This is a genomic window from Xanthomonas sp. BRIP62418, from assembly GCF_003993495.1.
GTDB lineage: Bacteria > Pseudomonadota > Gammaproteobacteria > Xanthomonadales > Xanthomonadaceae > Xanthomonas > Xanthomonas euroxanthea.
The window spans coordinates 63,135-85,412 of the sequence record NZ_QEZG01000048.1 but is presented as its reverse complement, the minus strand read 5'-3'; the positions used below and the strand labels follow the sequence as shown (position 1 = coordinate 85,412).

23 protein-coding genes, 1 other RNA gene and 1 pseudogene are annotated in these 22,278 nt (G+C 64.5%); 12 read left to right on the top strand and 13 right to left on the bottom strand.

The features are described from left to right. Window positions 1-156 precede the first annotated feature (156 nt). Entirely contained in the window at window positions 157-894 is a 738-nt protein-coding gene (locus EO174_RS17835) for an SDR family oxidoreductase (protein WP_256359911.1), read from the top strand. A 431-nt stretch (window positions 895-1,325) separates the two neighbouring features. On the opposite strand, the gene EO174_RS17830 is transcribed toward EO174_RS17835, so the two are convergent. The 7 genes and pseudogenes from EO174_RS17830 to EO174_RS17800 form a co-directional block, all read right to left on the bottom strand. Beyond that, window positions 1,326-2,312, bottom strand: a complete 987-nt coding sequence (locus EO174_RS17830; protein WP_126946346.1) for an NADPH:quinone oxidoreductase family protein — start codon at window positions 2,310-2,312, stop codon at window positions 1,326-1,328. A 16-nt stretch (window positions 2,313-2,328) separates the two neighbouring features. Then, entirely contained in the window at window positions 2,329-3,135 is an 807-nt protein-coding gene (locus EO174_RS17825; protein WP_241240042.1) for an NAD(P)-binding domain-containing protein, read from the bottom strand. Beyond that, a pseudogene (locus EO174_RS17820) lies at window positions 3,096-3,845 on the bottom strand (NAD(P)-binding domain-containing protein); the annotation flags it as partial. The pseudogene EO174_RS17820 and the gene EO174_RS17825, both read right to left, overlap by 40 nt. Window positions 3,846-3,881: 36 nt before the next feature. After that, a complete protein-coding gene (locus EO174_RS17815) occupies window positions 3,882-4,313 on the bottom strand; it encodes a MarR family transcriptional regulator (RefSeq protein ID WP_119128236.1) in 432 nt (143 codons plus the stop codon). Window positions 4,314-4,663: 350 nt separating this feature from the next. Then, window positions 4,664-4,942, bottom strand: a complete 279-nt coding sequence (locus tag EO174_RS17810) for a hypothetical protein (RefSeq protein ID WP_164740253.1) — start codon at window positions 4,940-4,942, stop codon at window positions 4,664-4,666. Further along, the gene (locus EO174_RS17805; protein WP_104650197.1) at window positions 4,939-5,157 is read right to left on the bottom strand and encodes a hypothetical protein; all 219 of its coding nucleotides are present in this window, start codon (window positions 5,155-5,157) and stop codon (window positions 4,939-4,941) included. The genes EO174_RS17810 and EO174_RS17805 overlap by 4 nt, the downstream gene beginning before the upstream one ends. 363 nt (window positions 5,158-5,520) lie before the next feature. After that, on the bottom strand, window positions 5,521-6,414 hold the full coding sequence (locus EO174_RS17800) for an NAD(P)/FAD-dependent oxidoreductase (protein WP_126946337.1): 894 nt from the start codon (window positions 6,412-6,414) through the stop codon (window positions 5,521-5,523). A gap of 149 nt (window positions 6,415-6,563) precedes the next feature. Here EO174_RS17800 and EO174_RS17795 point away from each other — a divergent pair, with 149 nt between their 5' ends. After that, entirely contained in the window at window positions 6,564-7,211 is a 648-nt protein-coding gene (locus EO174_RS17795) for a TetR/AcrR family transcriptional regulator (protein ID WP_115677817.1), read from the top strand. 395 nt (window positions 7,212-7,606) lie between these two features. Here EO174_RS17795 and EO174_RS17790 read toward each other — a convergent pair whose 3' ends face one another. Further along, window positions 7,607-8,710 (bottom strand): alkene reductase, encoded by a 1,104-nt coding sequence (locus tag EO174_RS17790; RefSeq protein WP_126946523.1) that lies wholly within the window; start codon window positions 8,708-8,710, stop codon window positions 7,607-7,609. Window positions 8,711-8,821: 111 nt separating this feature from the next. Here EO174_RS17790 and EO174_RS17785 point away from each other — a divergent pair, with 111 nt between their 5' ends. Beyond that, a complete protein-coding gene (locus tag EO174_RS17785) occupies window positions 8,822-9,730 on the top strand; it encodes a LysR family transcriptional regulator (RefSeq protein WP_104583159.1) in 909 nt (302 codons plus the stop codon). A 28-nt stretch (window positions 9,731-9,758) separates the two neighbouring features. Here the strand turns inward: EO174_RS17785 and EO174_RS17780 are convergent, their stop codons facing one another. Continuing rightward, window positions 9,759-10,370 (bottom strand): TetR/AcrR family transcriptional regulator, encoded by a 612-nt coding sequence (locus tag EO174_RS17780; RefSeq protein WP_126946334.1) that lies wholly within the window; start codon window positions 10,368-10,370, stop codon window positions 9,759-9,761. A 219-nt stretch (window positions 10,371-10,589) separates the two neighbouring features. Between EO174_RS17780 and EO174_RS17775 the strand changes: the two genes are divergently transcribed. The 5 genes from EO174_RS17775 (at window position 10,590) to EO174_RS17755 (ending at window position 16,782) form a co-directional block, all read left to right on the top strand. Continuing rightward, window positions 10,590-11,801: an MFS transporter gene (locus tag EO174_RS17775; RefSeq protein ID WP_305847243.1), complete on the top strand. Its 1,212-nt coding sequence runs from the start codon at window positions 10,590-10,592 to the stop codon at window positions 11,799-11,801. Between the two features lie 133 nt (window positions 11,802-11,934). Continuing rightward, a complete protein-coding gene (locus EO174_RS17770; RefSeq protein ID WP_104583161.1) occupies window positions 11,935-12,147 on the top strand; it encodes a ParD-like family protein in 213 nt (70 codons plus the stop codon). After that, complete coding sequence (map, locus tag EO174_RS17765) at window positions 12,144-12,920, top strand: type I methionyl aminopeptidase (protein ID WP_126946332.1); 777 nt, start codon at window positions 12,144-12,146, stop codon at window positions 12,918-12,920. Before EO174_RS17770 ends, map begins: the two co-directional genes overlap by 4 nt. Window positions 12,921-13,087: 167 nt before the next feature. Beyond that, window positions 13,088-14,887 carry a chloride channel protein gene (locus tag EO174_RS17760; protein ID WP_126946329.1) on the top strand — a complete coding sequence of 600 codons (1,800 nt, stop codon included), beginning with the start codon at window positions 13,088-13,090 and terminating at the stop codon, window positions 14,885-14,887. Between the two features lie 416 nt (window positions 14,888-15,303). After that, the gene (locus tag EO174_RS17755; protein ID WP_208411948.1) at window positions 15,304-16,782 is read left to right on the top strand and encodes a SulP family inorganic anion transporter; all 1,479 of its coding nucleotides are present in this window, start codon (window positions 15,304-15,306) and stop codon (window positions 16,780-16,782) included. Here the strand turns inward: EO174_RS17755 and EO174_RS17750 are convergent. Beyond that, window positions 16,735-16,980 carry a hypothetical protein gene (locus EO174_RS17750; RefSeq protein WP_119128245.1) on the bottom strand — a complete coding sequence of 82 codons (246 nt, stop codon included), beginning with the start codon at window positions 16,978-16,980 and terminating at the stop codon, window positions 16,735-16,737. The genes EO174_RS17755 and EO174_RS17750 overlap by 48 nt on opposite strands. A 177-nt stretch (window positions 16,981-17,157) precedes the next feature. On the opposite strand from EO174_RS17750, the gene EO174_RS17745 reads away from it, so the two are divergent. The 4 genes from EO174_RS17745 (at window position 17,158) to EO174_RS17730 (ending at window position 18,348) form a co-directional block, all read left to right on the top strand. Next, entirely contained in the window at window positions 17,158-17,367 is a 210-nt protein-coding gene (locus tag EO174_RS17745; RefSeq protein ID WP_119128246.1) for a hypothetical protein, read from the top strand. Between the two features lie 123 nt (window positions 17,368-17,490). Then, window positions 17,491-17,724, top strand: coding sequence for a DUF1653 domain-containing protein (locus tag EO174_RS17740; RefSeq protein ID WP_104650156.1), 234 nt, complete (start codon window positions 17,491-17,493; stop codon window positions 17,722-17,724). A 51-nt stretch (window positions 17,725-17,775) separates the two neighbouring features. Then, complete coding sequence (locus tag EO174_RS17735; protein WP_126946325.1) at window positions 17,776-18,114, top strand: hypothetical protein; 339 nt, start codon at window positions 17,776-17,778, stop codon at window positions 18,112-18,114. Between the two features lie 157 nt (window positions 18,115-18,271). Then, window positions 18,272-18,348, top strand: a non-coding RNA gene (locus EO174_RS17730) — sX9 sRNA. 40 nt (window positions 18,349-18,388) lie between these two features. Here the strand turns inward: EO174_RS17730 and EO174_RS17725 are convergent. The 3 genes from EO174_RS17725 to EO174_RS17715 all read right to left on the bottom strand — a co-directional run bounded on the left by EO174_RS17725 (window position 18,389) and on the right by EO174_RS17715 (window position 22,268). Continuing rightward, complete coding sequence (locus tag EO174_RS17725; protein WP_104650158.1) at window positions 18,389-19,126, bottom strand: DNA/RNA non-specific endonuclease; 738 nt, start codon at window positions 19,124-19,126, stop codon at window positions 18,389-18,391. A 584-nt stretch (window positions 19,127-19,710) separates the two neighbouring features. Continuing rightward, complete coding sequence (locus tag EO174_RS17720) at window positions 19,711-21,843, bottom strand: methyl-accepting chemotaxis protein (protein ID WP_104650160.1); 2,133 nt, start codon at window positions 21,841-21,843, stop codon at window positions 19,711-19,713. Then, window positions 21,840-22,268 carry a substrate-binding domain-containing protein gene (locus tag EO174_RS17715; protein WP_104583171.1) on the bottom strand — a complete coding sequence of 143 codons (429 nt, stop codon included), beginning with the start codon at window positions 22,266-22,268 and terminating at the stop codon, window positions 21,840-21,842. Before EO174_RS17715 ends, EO174_RS17720 begins: the two co-directional genes overlap by 4 nt. Between the last annotated feature and the right edge of the window lie 10 nt (window positions 22,269-22,278).

The following is a 22,278-nucleotide window of genomic DNA, read 5'->3' as shown; positions in this document are numbered from 1 at the left end:
ACGGCGGTGACCGACCTCGGCTCTCGACCCTCGACTGACAGAATCCGAACAAATGCGCCCCTACGATTGCAAGCCCACCATTAGATTGCGGTCAGGGCTCCCCTGCCGTGATGCGAATGACCGAAAGTCTCCCCTCAACGCAAAAAGGAAAACACTGTGGCCCTCACGATAGTTACCGGAGCCGGAAGTGGCATGGGCCGAGACATCACGCTGTCGCTGGTCGCAGCTGGCCGGCCCGTCCTGGCGATTGGGAGACGTGAGCATTCCCTGAGGGAGACTGCCTCGCTCAGTGCAGATCCCGCATTGGTGTCGATCGCAACTGGCGACTTGTCGGTCGTCAGCGATGTCGAATCAGTGGTTGAAACGATTGGCGATCAGGCATTGCATGCGATCGTCGCTACGGCAGGCGGTCAGGGAGAATTCAAGCAGCCAGGCGGTTCGGTCGGGGCCATCGAAGGGGCGTGGTCCGATGCCTTAGGTAAAAACCTGTTCAGTGCCGTGCTGCTGATCGAGGCGGTGCTTCCACGGATGGAAGCGGATGGCCGCATCGTTCTCATCGGCTCAATGGCGGGCCTGGACGGGCAGGGCGGACCTTATGCAACCGCTAAGGCTGCGCTGCACGGCTACACCCGCGACCTTGCACGGCGTGTGGGCAAGCAACGCATCACGGCCAATGCTATCGCTCCAGGCTTTGTCGGTGATACCGAGTTCTTCGAAGCTGGCGGCTTTGGCGACAGCGCCAAAATGGTGGAAGGGATAGCGAAGCAGACATTGGTGGGCCGTGTCGGCAAGCCCGATGACATCACCGCGTGTGTCGAATGGCTGCTCTCGCCGCGTGCCGGATGGATCACTGGGCAAACCATTTCAGTCAACGGTGGCAGTTTGCTTGCGTAAAGGGAAACCTTAGCTCCTACATCGGCGTGAACCACCGTCATAGCCGCTGACTGGAGCTTCAGGCAGCGGTATCTGGAATCAATTTCAATATCTTTTATAAACTACATAATCGGCTATAGAAGAGAGGGTTGTGCCTGGGTGGTTGACTGATTTACTTGACTTCAGAAAATGTGCCATTTGGCGGGCAGGGCGATGCCAACCACGGCTACTTCCAGCCGCCCACCTGCGCGATAACGGTCGGGCAATGGGCTGCAGGAGCTGTTCGGCGCCATGCCGGGAGTTGTTGTTACGGCTGATGCGGTAAGCCCTGCGGGTACACACTGACGCTTCGCAGATTGGATAGCTTTTCACTGTGCGCCACTTCAGCGTCGTCAATGTCGGGCGGGGGCGGGCCGCTCCCGTTACTCCCCCCTCAGCGTGCTGTGTCGGAGTCAGTTCACGCCGACTCGTGCGATCAGCTTGCCACTCACCCCACCCCCGAGGTGCTCCAGGGCCTGAGGCACATCAGCGAAGGCCACGACTTGGTCGATGGGCATCGAGATTTTTCCCTCCGAGAAGAACTTACCGAGGACAGTGACGGCATCTTCTTGTTCTTCGGGGGTACGCACGCTGTGCAGTGCACCGGTGACGGAGATGCCTAGCGTTAGGATCTTGAGCGGCTCGATCCTCGGGAAATCTGCCCCGCCTGCAAAACCAACCAGGACGTATCGCCCACCGATGGCTATTGCCTCGAGCGCCGGTTCCGCCAGTGGATTGCCAACCGTGTCGTACACGATGTCGGCGCCTTTGCCGTTGGTGATCTTGCGTACTTGTTCGCTCAGTGACTCCGTACCGGTCACGATCACGTGGTCAGCTCCTTGTCGGGTGCAGAATGCGGCTTTATCAGCGCTTCTGACGGTCGCAATCACCCTGAGGCCCAGCGCTTTGCCAAGCTGGATTGCTGTCGAACCTGTGCCACCACTTCCGCCCAGCACCAACAGAGTCTCGCCGACGCCCGCGCGAGCGCGATTGACTAGTCCTACATAGGCTACGTGAAACGTGCCGAGAAACGCCGCGGCCTGCTCGTCCGGCATGTCATCGGCTGCAGGTACCGCTCCATCACTCGGCGAGATGCAGTGCTCGGCCAATCCGCCCGAACCATTCATGAAATTGGCGCCGCCGATCACACGCGTGCCGACGGGGAAGGGATATCCAGGCCCGGCTACCTCCACGATCCCCACCACTTCCTGGCCTGGCGTCACCGGTGGCTGCGGAGTCAAGAAGTAACGCCCTTCCAGCATCATGCGGTCTGGCAGACCGATGTTTGTCGCCAGTACCTTGAGCAGGGCCTCTCCGGGCCCAGGGCTGGGTATGTCAACGTCAACCAGCTCCAGCACATCGCTGGGTTTTCCGAAGGAGCTGGCCTGCCACGCCTTCATATGCATCTCCAAATTATCAAATGAACAGTGCACGCGCGATTTTGACCACCGTTTCTGCGTCGGGGGATGCGCGCTCGCCCACGCGCTCGGCAAACACCTGCGCCGACAGGTCACGGCGCTTGGGCAGGCGGTCCCGCTCTGCAGACGCTAGTGCAGGCCCCATCTCATCGAAAGTCAGGTCGGTGATGTACACCGGCGAGCCGGGTTGCTGGCGCCAAGAATCGGCGACACATCCAGCGTAGAAGCCATCAAATCCGGTGTCTTCCACCAAGCGCAAGGCAATTTCCTGATCCTGTGGCCGGTCTGCCGAGACGGGAAGGGCAATGCGCCCCTGCTCACCCTTGCCGCGCCCGTTGATTTCGAAAGACAGCATTCCAATGGAGTTCCACGCCTTGGCGATGGGCCTGCCGAAGTAGTCACGTACCCATTCGCTTTCTGCCTTGTCACCATCAAGTTCAGGATTGACGGGGTCCCGTCCGGGGAAGTAGTTGGAAATATCAATGACCGTTGTCTGCTCGGGCAGGCCCGCTACCAAGTGCCTGATCTTCTCGAAGCCGGGATGGGGCATGGCCAGGATGACCACGTCCACATCCTGGAGCGCCTCTTCTGCTGTTGCGGCATGTGCGCCCGTCTCAAGAATTTCTTCAGCGATGCTGCCAGGGCCGCGGGAGTTTGCGACCTTGACGTCATGCCCCGCTGCGGCGAGTTTCCGGGCTAGGACTCGACCCATGAACCCGGTTCCAAGTATTCCTATCTTCATGGCAATAGAACCTCTTGTTGGCGTTACATCTGTAGTGCGCGACTGATCCTGGTGATCGTGCAGGCGTCTGGATTGACCCCGTGACCGAACCGCTCTGCAAATATCGCGACCGACAAGTCGCGACGTTTGGCAAGCCGGTCGCGCTCGGCCGCAGCGAGTGCAGCACCGATTTCTGGGTAGGTGAGATGGGTGCAATACGCTGGCGAGCCGGGCTGCTGTCGCCAGGAGTGCTCAAGCACGCCTGCGTCGAAGCCATCGAAGCCGGTATCGTTTACCAGTGCCATTGCCACTTGCCGGTCACGGGCACGGTCGGCGGCGACAGGGATGGCGATGCGTCCGGGATGTCCCTGTGGTCGGCCGCACTCGGCAAAAGGCGCCGCAGCGACGGCGTTCCATGCTTTGACAATGGGCCGGCCGAAGAAGTCCTGGACCCACTGGCTCTCGACGGCGCCAGACTCAATTGCAGGATTGACCCGATCCCGTTGGGGGAAGTAGTTCGATGTATCGATCACCGACGTCTGCGCGGGGAGCGGTGTAACGAGGTGTTTCGCCTCGGCAAAGCCGGCGTGTGGCATCGACAGGATCAGAACTTCGACACCGTTCGCAGCTGCCTCGGCGGTGGCTGCCTGCGCTCCAGTTGCCAATGCATGCAGATCAACCGTCTCAGGGCCACGCGAATTGGCAACTTTCACGAAGTGTCCAGCCGCAGCCAGCTTCCGCGCGAGCGTCGTACCGATACTGCCCGCGCCCAGAATTCCTATTTTCATATGGTTTTTCTTATCCTCATTGGCGGCATCCTTAGATGCCGATCATTCCGGCGCTGGGTGGGCCAGCCCTTCGAGGGTTTTGCACAGCGACTGGATCTGCGCCTCCGTCAACTGACAGGCTGCTTTGATCTGGCCGTTAACCGCACGGATCTCACGTTCTATCGCTCGGCTGGCGTCAGTAAGGTCGACCAGCACCCGACGTTCGTCGTCCAGGTCACGTGTGCGGGTCACCATGCCAGCGACCTGCAGGCGCTTCAGCAGCGGGGTGAGCGTGCCTGGATCCATTCCAAGGCGGGACCCCAATTCGCCTACGGTCTGTGGGGCACCGTCTAGCAGGTTCAGGATGACCAGGTACTGGGGGAAGGTCAGGCCCAGTGGTTCCAATAGGGGCTTATGCAGCCGCGTCACTCGGCCAGCCGCGCCATAGAGCGCGAACGAGAGCTGCTCACCTACGCCCTGCTGTTTCCGTGCCATAGTTGTCCTGCATTTATTTGGTGCACCATATAACGGTACACGATTTAATTGCAACTTGGCTATTGAGCTCGACGCTCAAAATTGACGTGCCAACCAACCTCATCAACAACCTCAAGAGGTACAGCCCGGAAATTAGCGTAGCCAAGTGACTGTCAAATAAGCTCACTTGTGCTGCCTCATAATCCTTTGGTTCCAGGTTCGAATCCTGGTGGACCACCACTAGAAAGCAGGCGCTTGGACGCGCGCCCAAGTGCCTTTTTTGTGGCTCGGAAACTATCGGGGAACGTCGTGTTCTTCTTCGCTGATCGCGGAGTCGGCGTCTTCTGGATAAGCAATCGCGTGCGCGGTATTCATCGTGCCGCTCCGTTGCGGTGCGCTTGCCTGCGCAGCCACGTGAGGACATCAACTGCCGGGTCTTCATGCATGCAGACATGCAACCGGCCCAGCACCACGCTCTGCGCATCGCCGCCTGGCAACACGTCATCAAAGCCGGTGGCTTCGCAGGCGATCAGGACCGGCGGCAGACCGGGTTGCGCGTGGGCATGCAGCATGGCCAGCACATAGCCCTGCATCATTTCGAAGCTGAGGGTGACGCCTGTGCAGACGCGGAACTGTTTGCGCGTGCTCATCGCCGCACCTGCGCATGCAAGGCGTCGACTGCAGCGAGCGCTGCTTCGCAGTCTGCAAACGTAAGGGCGTGGACGGCCTTGCCTGTATTTGCGGGGCGTGCCAACCGGCTCAGCCACGCGGTATGGCTGCATTCGAAGGTATTGGCGATCAGGCCGACATGCTGGGCAATCTGACGCGCCGCAGACGCGGGTGTTTCTTGGGTGTCGTAGGACATGTGGATTTCCTCAGGTTTTGGAAATCCGTCACCCCGACGCCAATCCGGGTGACGGACGGTACGCGGTTGGCGTGCCGGCCTGAGGACCGGTGGGCCTTGCGACCCCCGCGCACCGCCCGCCATAAAGCTGGCCGGCATGCGCCCGCGACGATGCGAGCGATAAAAAAGCGCCATGCATCGATCGATGGGCGCTGGTGCGCCTCAGGTTCCGGGACGCCAATCCCGGTCGCCGAATATGCGGCGACGCACGCATCCTCGCTCCGGCCCCCGGCGCGTGTCAACGGGAAGCGCGGGCGTCGGTCGAGCTCATTTCGAGAATCTCCGGCACTGCGTGGCGTGATGCTCGAAGTTCGCTGGCGTCGCTCAAACCAGCATCGATTGCTGGGCGGCGATACCCGCCGTGGCGCCCTGCCATGATGCGGTGGTGACCGAGGCCATTCCGGGATTGGCGAGGTCGCCTGCGGCGTAGATGCCGGGCATGCTGGTTTCGCGGCGCTCGTCGACCTTGAGCGCGATGCCGGTTGGCGTGTTGACCGTGGCCAGGCCCAGCGATTCGTGCAGGCTTGCCGATGGCGTGGTGCGCGGATGCGCAAACAGGATATCGACCGCAACGTCGGAGCCGTCATCGATGCTGATGGTGGCACCGTGGTCCCCGTGACGGGCAATCCCGGTCATCCGGCCATCGGCCACAGGCACGTTGCGGCTTGCCAGATCGGCCCGCAGCTCGGGTGCGATGGTGTGGCCATCGGCAAAGACCGTCAGCCTGTCAGTCCAATCGTGGAACAGCCGGACCTGGTGCATCGACTGCGGGCCGGACCAGACCAGGCCCCAATGTTGCGAGGCGACTTCGAAGCCATCGCAGTAAGGGCAGGGCACGATGGATGTCCCCCAGCTTTCGGCATAGCCCGGCACCGCAGGCATTTGGTCGACAACGCCATAGCTCAGGATCAGGCGACGCGCCTTCAGGCTTTCGTGATCGTCGGTGAGCACGCAGAAATCGTCGATAACGCCTGACACCCGCTCGGCCCGCGCATCGATCAGCCTGATCGTTGGATAGCGCGCAAGTTGCTGCCGGGCCTCGACCAGGATGTCCAGCGGTGGCTTGTGATCGTGGCCGAGCACGCCGTGCGAGTGTCCGGCAAAGCGGTTACGCGGCCGGCCGGTGTCCAGGACAGTGACCTTGCGGCGGGCACGGCCAAGCTGCAGGGCGGCGGCGAGACCTGCAAAGCTGCCGCCGATGATGATGACGTCATCCATAGGAATAGGTTCCGAGCTGTCAATGAAAGAGGCCGCCGGCCTGGCAAAACGCCTGGAGCTGGAAACGCGCCCGCCTGCGGGTTGCCATTTTTGGTACTGGTTAGTATCCTAAATACAGAATTAGGATACTGTCAAGGACTTAAATTCGAGTGGCCCAGAACAGTCAAAGCCGGCGCGGCCGGCCAACCAATGCGGCGCTTGGTCAAACGATCATCGACGCTGCCTATGCGCTTTTTGTGGAACTGGGCTTCCAGGCGACCACATTGGACAAGGTCGCCCAGCGGGCGAAGATCTCCAAGCTCAGCATCTACCGGCACTTCGAGAGCAAGGAGGCGTTGTTCAGCGCGGCCATCGCAGACCGGTGCCACCAATTTGCGCCGCAGATGTTTTCTGAAAGCGTCGACGGCTCGGCTGAAGACCAACTGATGGCCGTTGGATCATCGCTGCTTCGCACCCTGTTGAGCCCGGATGTCCGCAGCGTTGAAGCCATGGTCATGGCCGACAAGACCAACCAGAAGTCCTTGAGCAGGCTCCACTACGAGGGCGGCCCCGCGTATGTCATTGCCCAAATCGCGGCGTTGTTACGTCAGTTGCATGAGCGGGCACTGCTGGACGTGCCCGATCCTCTCGGGTCCGCGCGCTTGTTTGCGGCGCTTTTCAAGGGAGCCGACCTGCTGATCATCGCGCGCTTCGATGCGCGGAAAGCAGAAGACAGCCATGAAATCGAGTCCTACTGCCGGTCGGCTGTCGGAATGTTCGTCGCCGCCCATGGTGGCAGGCGCCACGCGCCTGGATAGCGTGGTGCTCTGCAATCGGCTCAGCGGTCTGCAGGCGTTTGATCTGAGGTTGGCCGGGAAATTGCCGCGAAATTAGCTGCGCCTGGGCGGTCTTGCCGTCGGCAGCGCATGGTCTTGGTGGTCATCGTTGCCAGTGTCACGCGCCACCTGGCATTCGGCGCCCGTTGCCCAGCGTTTGTGCGCGCGCTATTGCAGGTCGATGGCGCGCCGCCGGCAATCACGCATGCCGCCAGCGCAAGGGACGACGCGTCACTCGCGTCCACCTCCATGCGCGCTGCAGCCCCGCGCAGGAGCATGCCGCTGCGCTGCGATATCCCATGGAGGCGAATTCGCAGGGCGCAGCGGCAGCTGCCGGCGGTGCATCGACGCGGTGGATGCGTCTTGTCAGGTTGCGATCAGGTTGCGGCCGGATAGTCGATGTAACCCTCGGCACCGCCGCCGTAGTAGGTGTCGCGATCCGGAGTGGCGAGCGGGACACCTGTCTGCAGGCGGGCGACGAGGTCCGGGTTTGCAATGAAAGGCTGGCCGAACGCGGCCAGGTCGATCACCCCCTGGTCGATCAACCGAGTGGCCCATTCCAGGGTCAATTTGCCCGCAAGGATCACGGTGCCGCCGTAGCTGCGCTTGAACGCTGCGAGGAACGTTTCGCTCATGTCGGGAGAGCCGTTTGCGTGGTTGTCGTTCAGATGCACATACGCAAGCCCACGCTTGGCCAGTTCTTCGGCCAGGTACAGGTAGCTGGCCTCGCTCTCCGCGTATGCGGGCATGTCGAATTGGCGATTGTTCGGTGCAAGGCGGATTCCCACCTTGCCCGAGCCGATGCGCGCTGCCACCGCATCCACGGTCTCGAGGATGAGACGCGCCCTGTTCTGCAGCGAGCCGCCGTAGGCGTCGACACGGTCGTTGGTGATCGGGTTGAGGAACTGCTCGAAGAGGTAGCCGTTGGCCGCGTGGATCTCGATGCCGTCGAAGCCTGCATCGATCGCGCGTTGGGCCGCCTGTTCGAAATCCCTGACGATGCCCGGCACTTCTTCGGTCTCGAGCGCACGCGCCGGGCTGGGCTCAGCCGTCCCCCGCGTTCCGTCCTCGCGGTAGATGAATGCAAAGCTCTTGGAGCTGGATGCAACCGGGCGCGTGCTCGCGCTCACCGGATCGGCGCCATTGGGCTGTAGCGAGGTATGCGACATGCGGCCCACATGCCACAGCTGGGCGAAGATCTTGCCTTGCCGCGCATGCACTGCATCGGTCACCACCTTCCAGCCGGCAACCTGCTCCTGCGACCAGATGCCGGGCACGTCGATGTAGCCCTGGCCTTGCTGCGAGACAGGCGTGCCCTCGCTGACAATCAGGCCTGCGCTCGCGCGTTGGCCGTAATACGTGGCCGTCAATGCGTTCGCAACGTACTCCGGATTACGGGCGCGGGTCATCGGTGCCATCACGATGCGGTTGCTCAGCCGGGTGTCGCCGAGATCGAAGGGTTGGAAAATCGTTGATGTCATGGGGGGAGGGTATTTGGTGGGGAGGGCTAAAGAAGGTAAGGTTGACTTCGATGCACATAAAGGTGCCAGGAGTCCCGCCATTGGGGACAACAATTCTCCAACGGAGGTCGGATGATTCCTGTCGAGACACTCAATGGGCTGGTCACCTTCGTCACCGCGGCCCGTTCCAGCACGTTCACCGAGGCGGCCGCGTCGCTGGGGATCTCGCGCTCGGCGGTGGGCAAGGCGATCGCCCGCCTGGAGGCGCGGCTGCGCGTGCGCCTGTTCCATCGCACCACGCGCCGCATCGCGCTCACCGCCGACGGCGAATCCTATTTCGCCGCATGCGCTGCTGCGTTGGAAGAGATCGCCAGTGCAGAAGCCGGCCTGGCCTCACAGTCGTCATTGCCCACCGGCCGGCTGCGGGTGGACATGCCCTCGTCTTTCGGCCGCCACGTCATGTTGCCGATCCTGCTCCGCATCGGCGCAGCGCATCCCGACCTCCACTACACGCTCTCCTTCAACGACCATCTGATCGACCCGGCCCAGGAAGGCATCGACCTGACGATCCGGTTTGGCGGACTCGAAAGTTCGGGTGGCCTGGTGGCACGCAAGCTGGGACGCCAGCGCCTGGTGTTATGCGCATCACCCGCGTATCTCGCCGCGCACGGCACTCCTCGCACGATCAAGGACCTGCAGGCGCATCGCAGCGTCGTGGGCTTCCGCAATGGCCAGCCTGTCGGCTGGCGGTTTGGCGGCAAGGTGGCCGACCGCGATTTCGTGCCTGAAGGAACGCACCAGTTGAATGACGGGGACGCTGTCATCGACGCTGCGATCGGAGGTCTGGGCATCTGCCAGATGCCGATCTCGCTGGTGCGCCCGCACATCCAGTCGGGCAGCTTGCGGCTCGTCCTGGAAGAGTGCACGGGCTATTGCATCGAAATCTACGCGCTCTGGCCGCGCACGCGGCACTTGCGCCCGAAGGTGCGCTACGTGGTGGACGAGTTGGTGCGGCTTGCTGCGATCGGCACCTTCGACTGAGAAATTCAGCGCAATGCGCGCTGCCGTCTTAGCCGGCCTGCGCGTCCCAGAACCCCATGAGCTGGGTGATGGCCGCATCCATCGCCTTGAAGCTCATGCCATCCCGGGCGAGTGTGGAGAGCCCGAGCAGGAAGCTGTCGAACACGCAGGTCAGTGCGGCAGCGTCGGCGGCCGGCCCGAGGTCTCCGCTGGCGATGGCGCGGTCCACGCAGGCGCGGATGCCGGCGCGGGTGCGGGCGCGCGAGCGCGTCAGCGGTGTGCACAGTGCCGAGAACTCCGGCGACGGCGCGCTCATCACTCCCAGCGTGACCATGCAGCCTTTCGGGTGGCCGCGCTCGCACTGCATCTTGGCCGAGCGGCGCAGCGCGAGTTCCACCGCCTGTTTCGGGCCGAGCGTGGTGTCCCACAAGCATTGGGCCACCTTTGCGTAGGTCGCCAGGTAGCGGTCCATGCATTCCCTGAAGAGCGCTTCCTTCGAGCCGAATGCGGCATAGAAGCTGGGCGCGGTGATGCCTCCGCCAATCGCGGCCTTGAGCTGGCTCAGCGAGGTGGATTCGTAGCCCTGTTCCCAGAACAGGTGAAGCGCCTGCTCGACCGCGGCGTCGCGGTCAAAGCTGCGCGGCCTTCCCATTTGCGCCATGGCACCCTCCGATCTCTACATCAAGACTAGTCGATACAGATGTCGTTGACAACGCGGTCGCCGCGCGGATATATATATCGAACGATACAGATCATGGCGTGGTGTTCCCGGCCGGCAGGTCTCACGACGACGGCCTGTTTTTTTTGGTGTAGATGTGTATCGATCAATATAGATATAGCGAGCCGTGCAGAAATCTTCCTCCCCAACGAAGGACAGCGTGTGACCTCTCCAACTGCATCCACCGCCGGTGCGATCCCGCCGCCATTACCAATCGCCGCCCTGTTGGCACTGGCCATGACCGGTTTCATCTGCATCGTGACCGAAACCCTGCCGGCAGGGCTGTTGCCGCAACTGTCCGCTGGCCTTGGCATCAGCCCGGCACTGGCCGGGCAGACGGTGACCGCGTACGCGCTGGGTTCGGTGATGGCCGCCATCCCGCTGACCATTGCGACCCAGCAGTGGCGGCGGCGTAACGTGCTGCTGCTCACCATCGTCGGCTTCCTGTTGTTCAACTCGGTCACCGCACTGTCGAGCAACTACAGCCTGACCCTGGCGGCGCGCTTCCTTGCCGGCGCAGCGGCAGGCCTGGCGTGGAGCCTGCTTGCCGGTTATGCGCGGCGCATGGTGCAGCCGGACCAGCAGGGCAGGGCCATGGCGATTGCGATGGTGGGGACGCCGGTTGCGCTGTCCCTCGGCGTGCCGCTGGGCACCTGGATGGGAGGCCTGCTGGGCTGGCGGAGTGCGTTTGCGGCGATGTCCGGATTGACGCTGATCCTGATCGTGTGGGTGCTGCTGAAGGTGCCCGACTACCCGGGCCAGTCGGCAGCGCAGCGGGTGCCGCTGCGCAAGGTGCTTGGCACGCCGGGCGTGCGTCCCGTGCTCGCCACGGTGATGGCGTGGATGCTGGCCCACAACATCCTGTACACCTATGTGGCGCCGTTCGCCGCACACGCCGGGCTGGGACATCGCGTGGACGTGTTGCTGCTGATCTTCGGCGTTGCGGCACTGGCTGGCATCGGCGTGGCGGCAAGGCTGGTGGAGCAGCACCTGCGTGGCACGGTGTTGGTGTCGTTGGCAACGTTCCTCGCGATCTCGGTGGTGCTGGCATTCCTGCAGGACGTGCAGCCTGTGGTCTACGTATGTGTGGCGATATGGGGGCTGACCTTCGGCGGCGCGGCGACCCTGCTGCAGACGGCACTTGCCGACAGCGCAGGCGAAGGCGCCGATGTGGCGCTATCGCTCAATGTGGTGGCGTGGAACAGCGTCATCGCCGGCGGTGGCGTGGTGGGCGGCGTGCTGCTGGACCACTGGGGCGCGCAGACCTTCCCGGTTGCCATGGCCTTGCTGCTGGCCATCGGATGGTTGATTGCATGGCGTGCCAGACGCCATGGGTTTGCCGCGGGCGCACGCTCGCCGGTTGCCGGCCACTAGCGCGCCGTTCCCGGTTTCCTTCCCGGCTGCGTTCGCTTGGCATACCCCGAGCGCGGCCGAGGGCCTGTACCGGCGTTTGTGCGCGGATATACGTTTCATATACGATTCGTATATTCCTGACATCGGAGCTTGCATGGGCATCGTCAATATCGATGACGAACTGCACGATCAGCTACGTCGCGCGTGCACGGTGACCAGCCGGTCGATCAATGCGCAGGCCACGTTCTGGATCAAGGTCGGCATGCTGTGCGAGATGCATCCGGAGTTGTCGTTTCAGCAGATCGTGGCGCAGCAGCTGCGGGCGGCGGGCGTACGCCCGCCATCCTTGAAACCGGCGCGGGCATGATCAAGCAGCCGGCGGAGATTGCGCTGCTGGCCACCGCCGGGGCGTTGCTGGCGCAGGTGTTCCATGCGCTGGATCGGCTGCCGCTGGCAGGCCGCAGCACGCTGGAACTCAACGACTTCGTCGAGCGGATGATTGTCGATGAGCTGGACGCGCGGCCGGCCAGCAAGGGGCAGTACGACTTTCCCTTCGTGCTCAATGCCTCGATCGACGATGTGGTGTGCCACGGCGTGCCATCGGCTGCGGACGTGCTGCGTAACGGGCAGATCGTCAATCTGGATATCACGCTGGAAAAGAACGGCTATATCGCCGACTCCAGCACGACGTACCTGGTGGGCGAGGTGGCGTATCCGGCGCGGCGGTTGGTGCGGGCTGCCTATCAGGCGATGTGGAAGGGGATTGCCGCGGTGCGTCCGGGCGCGCGGCTGGGCGATATCGGTCATGCGATCGCGCGGCATGCGCGCGAGCAGGGCTATGGCGTGGTGAAGGAATATTGCGGGCATGGCATCGGCCGGCAGATGCATGAGGAGCCGCAGATCCTGCACTACGGGCATGCCGGCACCGGGATGCCGCTGCAGGAAGGCATGGTGTTCACCATCGAGCCGATGCTCAACCAGGGCAGGGCGGCAATCCGCGCCGAGCCGGATCACTGGCCGGTGCGTACGCGTGATGGCACGTTGTCGGCGCAGTTCGAGCACACCGTGGCGGTGACGCGTACCGGTGTGCGTGTACTCACATTACGGCCAGGCGAAAAGCCGCTGTGTGCGCTGGGGTGAGTGCGCCGTCCCCCGGCGCGTGGCCTGCGCCCGCTGCGCCGCCGTGTTCGTTGCGTGCCCTGCCGCGGCCAGACTGCGGCAGGTCAGCCAGGTTGCTGCACACTAGGCCGTATCGCTGACGTCTCCCCGCGCGCCGGCACCCTGATCCGGCGGAGCGCTGGTCTTCCATGCAGCCACTTCCTCACAACCCCACGCATGTCGTGCATCCGGCAGTCGCATCCTGGCGCCGGCCGCTGGAGTGGTTGCGCCGGCAATTGCGCGCCAACGATCTGTGGTTCATCGGGCTGGCAGCCGTGGTGGGGCTGATCGCGGCGGCACTGATGGTGGTGCAGGCCGGTATTGCGCATGCGCTGCAGGCCTGGCTGTACGCGCTCGCGCCGGGCGAGCGGCTCAGCACCGCCGAATCGATCACCGCCACCCAGTTGCTGGTGTTGCCATTGGGCGGCCTGCTGGTGGGCCTGGTGGCCTTGCTGGCGCGGCGGCGCAAGCGGCCGCTGGTGGATGCGGTGGAAGCCAATGCCCTGCACGGCGGGCGCATGTCGATGCGCGACAACCTGATCGTTGCGGTGCAGACGCTGCTGTCCAACGGCGTTGGTGCGTCGGTGGGGCTGGAGGCAACCTATACGCAGATGGGCGCGGGCGCCGGTTCGCAGCTGGGCCGTGTGTTGCGGGTCCGCCGGGCCGACATGCGCACGCTGGTCGGTGCCGGTGCGGCCGGTGCGATCGCCGGTGCGTTCGGGGCACCGCTGGCCGGTGCGTTCTACGCATTCGAGATCGTGATCGGCGCCTACACGCCCTCGGCGCTTGCGCCGGTGGCCGCAGCGGCCTTGGCCGGCGCGTTCATGGCCAACGCGCTCGGTGCCGCGCCGTATTCGTTGCCGGCGGCGGTCGCCTATCAATTGCAGCCGCGCGACTATGCGATCTACATCGCGCTGGGGCTGACCTGCGCGTTGATCGGCATCGCGGTGATGCGGCTGGTGGCCGGTATCGAACGCGCCGTGGGGCGGATCGCGCTGCCGATCTGGGGCCGCCCGGTGGTAGGCGGGTTGCTGCTGATTCCGCTGGCGATGTATTCGCCGCAGGTGCTGTCATCGGGACATGGCGCCCTGCACCTGGACCTGACCAGCAGCAGCACGCTGCAGGTACTGGCCGGTGTGCTGGTGCTCAAATGCATCGCATCGGGCATCTCGCTGGGTTTCGGCTTCCGTGGCGGCCTGTTCTTCGCTTCGCTGTTCATGGGCTCGCTGGTGGGCAGCCTGTTTGCGGTGTTCCTGAACCTGCTGGTCGGCGCCGCGGCGGTGGACATCACCAGCGCCTCGTTGGTGGGCATGGCCGCGTTGGCGGCAGCCATTGTCGGTGCGCCGATGACGATGGCCATGCTGATCCTGGAAGGCACGCACGACTTTGTGCTGGCGAGCGCGGTGATGGTGGCGGTGCTGGTGGCCAATACCGTGGTGCGCCAGGTGTTTGGCTATTCGTTCTCCACCTGGCGCCTGCATCTGCGTGGCGAAAACATCCGCAGCGCACGCGACGTGGGCTGGGTGCGCAACCTGTCGGCCGGCAAGATGATGCGCAAGGACGCCAACCACACCGCGCACGACACCACGGTGAGCGAGTTTCGCCGGCGGTTTCCGTTGGGGTCCACGCAACGCGTGGTGCTGGAAGACGCCGCCGGCCATTACGCCGGGGTGGTGCCGCTGGCGGTGCTGTATGCGGACAACGTGCAGGCCGATGCACCGGTGAGCGACTACGCCAGCCACCGCGACGCGGCATTGCTGGCAGACACCGACATCGTGGCGGTGATGAAGGTCTTCGATGCCACGCACGCCGATGAGCTGGCGGTGATCGATGCCCAACGCAAGGTGCTGGGCGTGTTGTCGGAAAGCTTCGTGCGCAAGCGCTATGCCGAGGAACTGGAAAAGCGCGAGCGCGAACTGATGGGCGAGCGTGTGCTCGGCGATGACTGAGCCACGTGCTGCCGGCAGCGGCTGAAGCGACAGGGCGCGTGCTGGTCCGGCACATCCACCGAATGTAGCCGGCGTCTCCGGCAATGCCCTGCGCCCGCGACGCATGCAGCTTGCCCCGCGCCAGCGGCACCATGCGATGCCAATACGCATCTTCCAGCGGCCTGCGCGTTGGTGGCACTCCGGCATCGGCAGCGTTACCCGGCTTCGACTGCTCGATGTGCATGCGCAGCAGCGCGCCATCGGTTGTGCACACCGACATCAGCGCGTTAGCATGAAGCTTCGTCCAGCGCGATTTCCTCCGACACATGACACCACCCTGACCTAAGGCATCACGCGCTCGCAGTTGCTGCGAAGGTCCAGGTGTTTGACGTTCATGTCGTCGTGCCGTGTGTTTGCCGGTGCGCGGAGGCGTTTCAATGTCCAGAGTTTTCTCGTTGCGCCAGCAATGGCTCGGCAACGTGCGTGGCGATGTGCTCGCCGGCATCGTGGTCGCGCTTGCGCTGATTCCCGAAGCCATCGCGTTTTCGATCATTGCCGGTGTCGACCCCAAGGTCGGGCTGTACGCGGCGTTCTGCATTGCGGTGGTGACTTCGATCGCCGGTGGCCGGCCCGGGATGATTTCGGCCGCCACCGGCGCAATGGCGTTGTTGATGGTGGACCTGGTCAGGGAACACGGGCTGCAGTATCTGCTGGCGGCCACCGTGCTGGCCGGCGTGCTGCAGCTGATCGCGGCGGCATTGCGCCTGGGTGCATTGATGCGCTTTGTCTCGCGCTCGGTGATCACCGGCTTCGTCAATGCGTTGGCGATCCTGATCTTCCTGGCGCAGCTGCCGGAGCTGGTCGGCATGCCATGGCCGGTGCATGCGGTGTGTGCGGCGGGCCTGGCCATCATCTATCTGCTGCCGCGCTTCACCACGGCGATTCCCTCGCCGCTGGTCGCCATCGTGGTGCTGACGGCGGTGTGCGCGTATTGGCACATCGACATCCGCAACGTGGGCGACATGGGCCGTCTGCCCGACAGCTTGCCGGTGTTCCTGCTGCCGGACGTGCCGCTGACGTGGGACAGCGTGCGCATCCTGCTGCCGGTGTCGACGACGCTGGCCGTGGTGGGCCTGCTGGAGTCGCTGATGACCGCACAGATTGTCGAAGACCTCACCGACACCCCGTCGCAGCGCAACCGCGAATGCGCAGGCCAGGGACTGGCGAACCTGCTGGCCGGGTGCTTCGGTGGCATGGCCGGCTGCGCGATGATCGGGCAATCGGTGATCAACGTGCGCTCGGGCGGACGCGGGCGCCTGTCGTGCCTGGTGGCCGGCGTCGTCCTGCTGTTGATGGTGGTGTATGGCGCGCCCTGGGTGCGCCAGATTCCGATGGCGGCACTGGTGGCGGTGATGATCATGGTCAGCATCGGCACCTTCAGCTGGGGCTCGCTACGCGATCTGCGCACGCACCCGGGGAGTTCGTCGGTGGTGATGCTGGGCACCGTCGTGGTCACGGTGTGGACGCACGATCTGGCCCGCGGCGTGCTGGCCGGGGTGCTGCTGTCGGCGTTGTTCTTTGCGCGAAAGGTCGGGCGCATGTTGCAGGTGCAGGCCAGCGAGCGTGACGACGGAGTGCGCGTGTATGCGGTGCGCGGCCAGGTGTTCTTTGCATCGGCCGGGCAGTTCGTGGCCAGCTTCGATTTCCCGGGCACGCCGCCCAAGGTGCTGATCGATTTGAGCCACGCGCACTTCTGGGACATCAGCGCGGTGGCGGCGCTGGATCGGGTGGTGCTCAAGCTGCGCGCGCACGGTGCGGAGGTCGAGGTGATCGGCGTCAATCAGGCCAGCGACACGCTGATCGACACCCTAGGGACCCATCGGCGCGATGGCGCGCGCCTGCAGCTGGGGCACTGAGTTCTGCTGCTCGTGCGCGGCCCGCTCGACCACTGGCGTGGCCGTGTGGCGCGCATGTTCGTCCAGCAACGCGGACAGGCGACGGTGGCAGTCGCGGAAGGCCAGCGCGGAGGCCGGCATGTCGCAGGCATCGAAGGTGCTGGCCTCGGCTTTCCAGGCGGCGAGCAGGTTTTCCAGGTTGCGGATCAAGCTCGGCATGCGGTGACTCCGTGGGCGTTTTCATCAGTACGGCCACAGGCACCGGCCGGATGCGGTGGCGCCCGCTCGGCTCAGGCGTGGCCGGCATGGGCTGCACTGCGATCGTGCAGGACACACGTGCACGTCACATCGGCGGGAGGAGGGTGGCCGTGCGGTCTTTTACCGCTGGAGCTGACCATGAGCAACGACGAAAACGGCAATCGCGGCGTGGACGATCCGACCCCGCCCAATGGCGTCAAGGCGCCGGGCAGGGACACTGCGCCAATCCAGGAAGGGCCTGCGCAGGACAGCGAGATCGATGACGACGATGGCATCGAGGACCCGGTGGAGGACGATAGCGACCTGGGCGACGAAGACGAAGAGGACGAAGAGGACGACGACCAGTAAGCACGTCGCGGCGTTGTCCGCGCCGTGCATCGGTGACACCCGCATGCCGCCGGTTGCGCGGCATGTGCTGGCTGTCGCGGGCCGGGCTGCCTAGACTTGGGGGCTGCCCATCCTGTGACATCCATGGACACCTCTCTGTCGCCATTACCCAGCATCGCGTTGGGCCAGTACCGCCACTTCAAGGGCGGCCGTTATGACGTGCTCGGCGTCGTGCGCTGCAGCGAGACGCTGGCCCCGCTGGTGCTCTACCGCCCGTTGGACAGCGACGTCGGTCTGTGGGTGCGGCCGTATGCGATGTTCGTCGCGCAGGTCGAGGTGGACGGCGTTGCGCGTCCCCGCTTTGCGCGGGTCGAGTAGGCGCGGCTTGGCCTGCCCAACGTCACAGGGTTATTTGCGAGTGCGTTGGCAATGACGGCCGCCACTGCGCCCGTCATCACGCCCGATGGCCGGTATCTGATCGTGCGTGGCCGGCTCTGGCGTACCGCCAACCCGCATCTGCGCGAAGACGTGCGTGCCGGGCTGGTCGGCGCGTTGATGGATGCGCGGCGCGCGGTCAAGGCGGCCAGGCGCGATGACGATGCCGGGCGGCTGGCCACGGCGCGTGCGGCGGTGGACCGTGCCAAGACGGCGCTGGGAGAGCGCGGCCCGGTGTGGTGGAGCGATGGCGCAAAGGACTTCAATCGGCATCTGGTCAAGAACACGCCCTACGCGGACTGGTTTGCGGCGCTTGCCGCGTCCGATGCCTGAGTGCGTGTTGCGGCGGGCCATGCGTGGCGCTGCCTGCAACGACAAGGCCCGGGAATCCCGGGCCTTGTCTGCTGGATCACACGCCCCGCGATGGAGTGCAGCTGGCCAGGCTGCTGCGCTCAGCGCCAGGCGGGCACGGCCGGTGCACGGCATCGGCAAGGGCCATGCGGACATTCCGGTTCCGGGCGCGCCGTCCGCAGCTGCCTGACGACTGCTCGCAACATGGCGTCAGCCGCTGTTGATCGACGCGGCGAGAGACGCGCGTAGCCCGCGCTCAGCCCAGGTCGCAATTGCTCGGCTGCGGCCAGGTGGTGGCGGGCAGCATGGCCTTGACGTCGGCCGGTGCGGTGATGCCGATGGTGCTGGCGCCGTAGAGGTCTTCCAGTTCGTCGATGCTGACGATGTAGCTGTCCAGCGAACCGAGGTTGGCGCTGTTGGGAATCAGCCAGCTGATCGCGCGGGTGCCGCCGCCGGGGTTGGCGGTGATGATCGTCTTCCAGAAGAAGTCCGGGGTGCGGATGCCGTGGCTGCTCAGGAAGTAATCGTTGGTGGTGTCGCTGTAGATCACGCCGCCGTAGACCTGCACGCTGGCGATGTCGCGATAACACTCGGCCACGTTTTCCGCGCGCACCCAGATGCCCTGGTTGAAGCTGGCCACCTGCGGCACGATGTTGGACATGAGGTTGGCGCGACGGATGTAGGTCGCGTTGTAGTCCATGTGGTTGGAGGTCACCAGGTGGCCGCGATCGTAGCCGGTGCGCACGCTGGCGTAGGAGGCCGTGGAGGTCTGGCCGGCGCAGCCGCTGGGCAGTTCGGTATCCAGATTGAAACTGGACGGACGCGCCGCCGAGCCGGTATCGGCCTGCAGGACATACTCATAGCGCAACGCGGTGTGGTTGGTGCAGTCGTAGCGCAAGGTGTAGCCCCCCTTGTTGAGGGTGACGACCTGGGCGTTTGCGCTGGCACTGGCAGCGGTGAAGAGCAGGACGGCGAAGAAAGTCCGGAAGCGCATGGGTGTGAATCTCCTGGAAATCGATCGGACGCACGAGGCCACCGCCGGCTGCCGGGGGGCAGATCGACGCTCAGCGGAACGCGCGCTGGATGGGGGACAGTTGGCTCGGTGTTCAGCGAGCGCGACAGCTATCGCACGCAAATGTTGCTTGGTGGTGACGTAGCCGTGAGGACTGTGCGGTCGCGCCACTTTTTTCCGCAGAACTGTGATCTGTTTTGCGCATTGTTCGGCATATGGCCCGGCAGGCGATAAGCACCGGGGTATGCGTGGAGCGGGCAGACGCGTCTTCCGGACCGGGCTTTCGCGATGGCGCGCCGTTGGGCCATCGGCAAAGCGCGGTCGCGGGTGTCGGACAACCCCGCATGTCCAGGTCGGGTAAGCCAGCGCTGGCTGGCAGGTGGAGCACGCCGGGGGCGACGTCGGGACACCGCATCGATCGTCCTCGGCGCGCCACGCGCGTGGCGCTACGTGAAACGACGCCGGATCACCGCCGTGTCTGCCGCCTGGGAATACAGGAACCCCCCTTCTGCAGTCCGTGCAGAAGAGGGGCGTCGGGGACATCGCGGGACGATCCGGTCGATCGCCTATGCGGCGTCTCGTTCCAGCTGCTGCGCGCCGGCAGGCTCCAGCTGGAACAACGAGACCAACTGGGTCAGGGTGCTGGACTGCTTCTCCATCGCCCGGGCCGCAGCCATGGCCTCTTCCACCAGCGCTGCATTCTGCTGGGTGGTTTCGTCCATCTGGATCACCGTCTGGTTGACCTGTTCGATACCGGCCGATTGCTCGCTGGAGGCAGCGGTGATCTGGCCCATGATGTCGGTGACCCGGTTCACGCTGGCGACGATCTCGGTCATGGTGGTGCCGGCCTTGTGCACCAGCACCGAGCCTTCGGCCACCTTGCCCACCGAGGCGTCGATCAGCTCCTTGATCTCCCTGGCTGCAGCGGACGAGCGCTGGGCGAGCGTGCGCACTTCCGAGGCCACCACCGCAAATCCACGGCCCTGTTCGCCGGCACGCGCCGCTTCCACGGCCGCGTTCAGGGCCAGGATATTGGTCTGGAAGGCGATGCCATCGATGACGGAGATGATCTCGGCGATCTTCTTCGATGAGGTTTCGATGCCCGACATGGTGCCGACCACCTGGCTGACCACCTCGCCGCCCTTCGAAGCCACACTGGCCGCACTGCGTGCCAGCTCGTTGGCCTGCAGCGCATGTTCGGCGTTCTGCCTGACGGTGGAGGTGAGCTCCTCCATCGAGGCGGCGGTCTCTTCCAGACTGGCTGCCTGCTGTTCGGTACGCCGCGACAGGTCCTGATTGCCGGCGGCAATTTCGCCGGCAGCGGTGTCGATCTCGGACGAGGAGTGCTGGATACGCCCGACGATGTCGGTCAGGCGATCCACCGTGGTGTTGGCATCGTCGCGCATGCGCGCAAACACGCCGGCAAAGTCGCCGTGCATGCGCGTGGTCAGGTCGCCGCTCGCAATCGCCTGCAACACCTGCGACACCGCACCCAGGCTCTTGTCCGAGCTGCCCATCAGGTGATTGAGGTCCACCACGATCTGGCGGAAGTCATGCTCGAACGCGGTCTCGTCGCCACGTGCGCTGAAGTCGCCCGCGGCTGCGGCCGATGCCAGCCGCTTGATCTCGCCGTTGATCGACAGCAGGCTGGCCCGCACATCGTTGATCGATTGACTGATCACCGCCTTCTCGCCCGGCAACGGCTCCAGCTGCTGCGACAGGTCGCCGGCGGCATAGCGTTCGGTCAATGCAACGATCTGCATCGTCACCGCGATATGGCTGGACACCAGCGCATTGCTGGCACGCACCATGCTGCCGAATTCGCCGGGGAATTCCTGCTCGGCGATGCGGTGACTGACCATGCCGGCCTCGTGCCTGTCGCCCATGTCGGTCTGCGCCTGGATCACCCGACGCAGCTGGCGCTGCATGCTGTCCATCGCCTGCAGCAGCTGGCCGACCTCGTCGTTGCGGTCGATCGAGATGCTGTTGTCCAGCTTGCCCGAGGACACCGCATGCGCAATGCCCACCGCACGGTTCAGTGGTTGGGTGATGGCGCGTGCCACGATCCAGCCGAAGGCGATGCACAGCACCGCACCGACCACACCCAGCACCAGCCCGCCGATGCTTGCCGCCACCGAGCTGTCCACCGCTTCCTGCACGGTGCCGCGGAAGCGTGCATCGGCGCGCTTCTGCATGGCGGTCAGGGTGGTGCGATAGGTCTCCAGTGCCGGCGCCATGGCGCTCATCTGCGCCGCGTCGGGTTCGCGCTGCTCCACGAACGCGGCGGCCACGCCCTGGGCCAGGCCGTAGTAGTCGTCGAACTGCTTGCCCAGCCGGGCAAGCTCCCTGGCATTGGCCGGATCGGCCTTCTGCAGTTTCACGTAGGAAGCGTGGATCTCTTCGGCCACCGGCTTGGTGGCCGCCAACATGTCGGCATCGCCGGCGGCAGCGGCGCCGTTGAGCCCGTTGATGAGCTTGTCCAGCGCAGCCACGTTGCGTGTCATGGCGTCGAGCAACGGGAAATGCACGTCGCGTACCGCTTCCAGGCGGTCGTTGTTGCGGTGGAACACCAGCGTACTGAAGGCCACATAGCTCGATAGGCAAAGGATCGCCACCGCGGCCGGCATCAGGATTTTCCAGAACAACGGTAGCGACAGGATGCGTCTCATGACGTGAGTCTCGAGCAGGGGGCGGGTCACGGCTTCAGGACGACCTTGACGCTGGGGTCGACTGCGCTTGCACTGATGTAGCCGATGGCGCCCGGCGTGGCGGCGACGGCCTTCTTGACCGCGTCGTCGCCGCTGACACGCTTGGGACGCTGCGCCTTGCCGGTGAACATCAGCTGCGACCAGTACGACTTCAGCTGCGCCGAATCGCGCGAAGCGACTTTCTTGTAGAACTCATCGCGGGTGGCCACGCCTTCTTCCTGGTCGATCGGCACCGCTGCGCCGCCACCGGGCAGGCTGCTGGATTTGGCCAGGAAGATCTGCGACACCTGCGCGGCGCTGAGGCTGTCCGGGCCGCCCTTGGCCGCCATCACCACCACGACATCGGCATTGGCGCAGAACGCGGTCAGCGACAACGCGGCAAGCAGCGAGACTGCAAAACACTTGGAAATGGTCATGGGGGCTCTC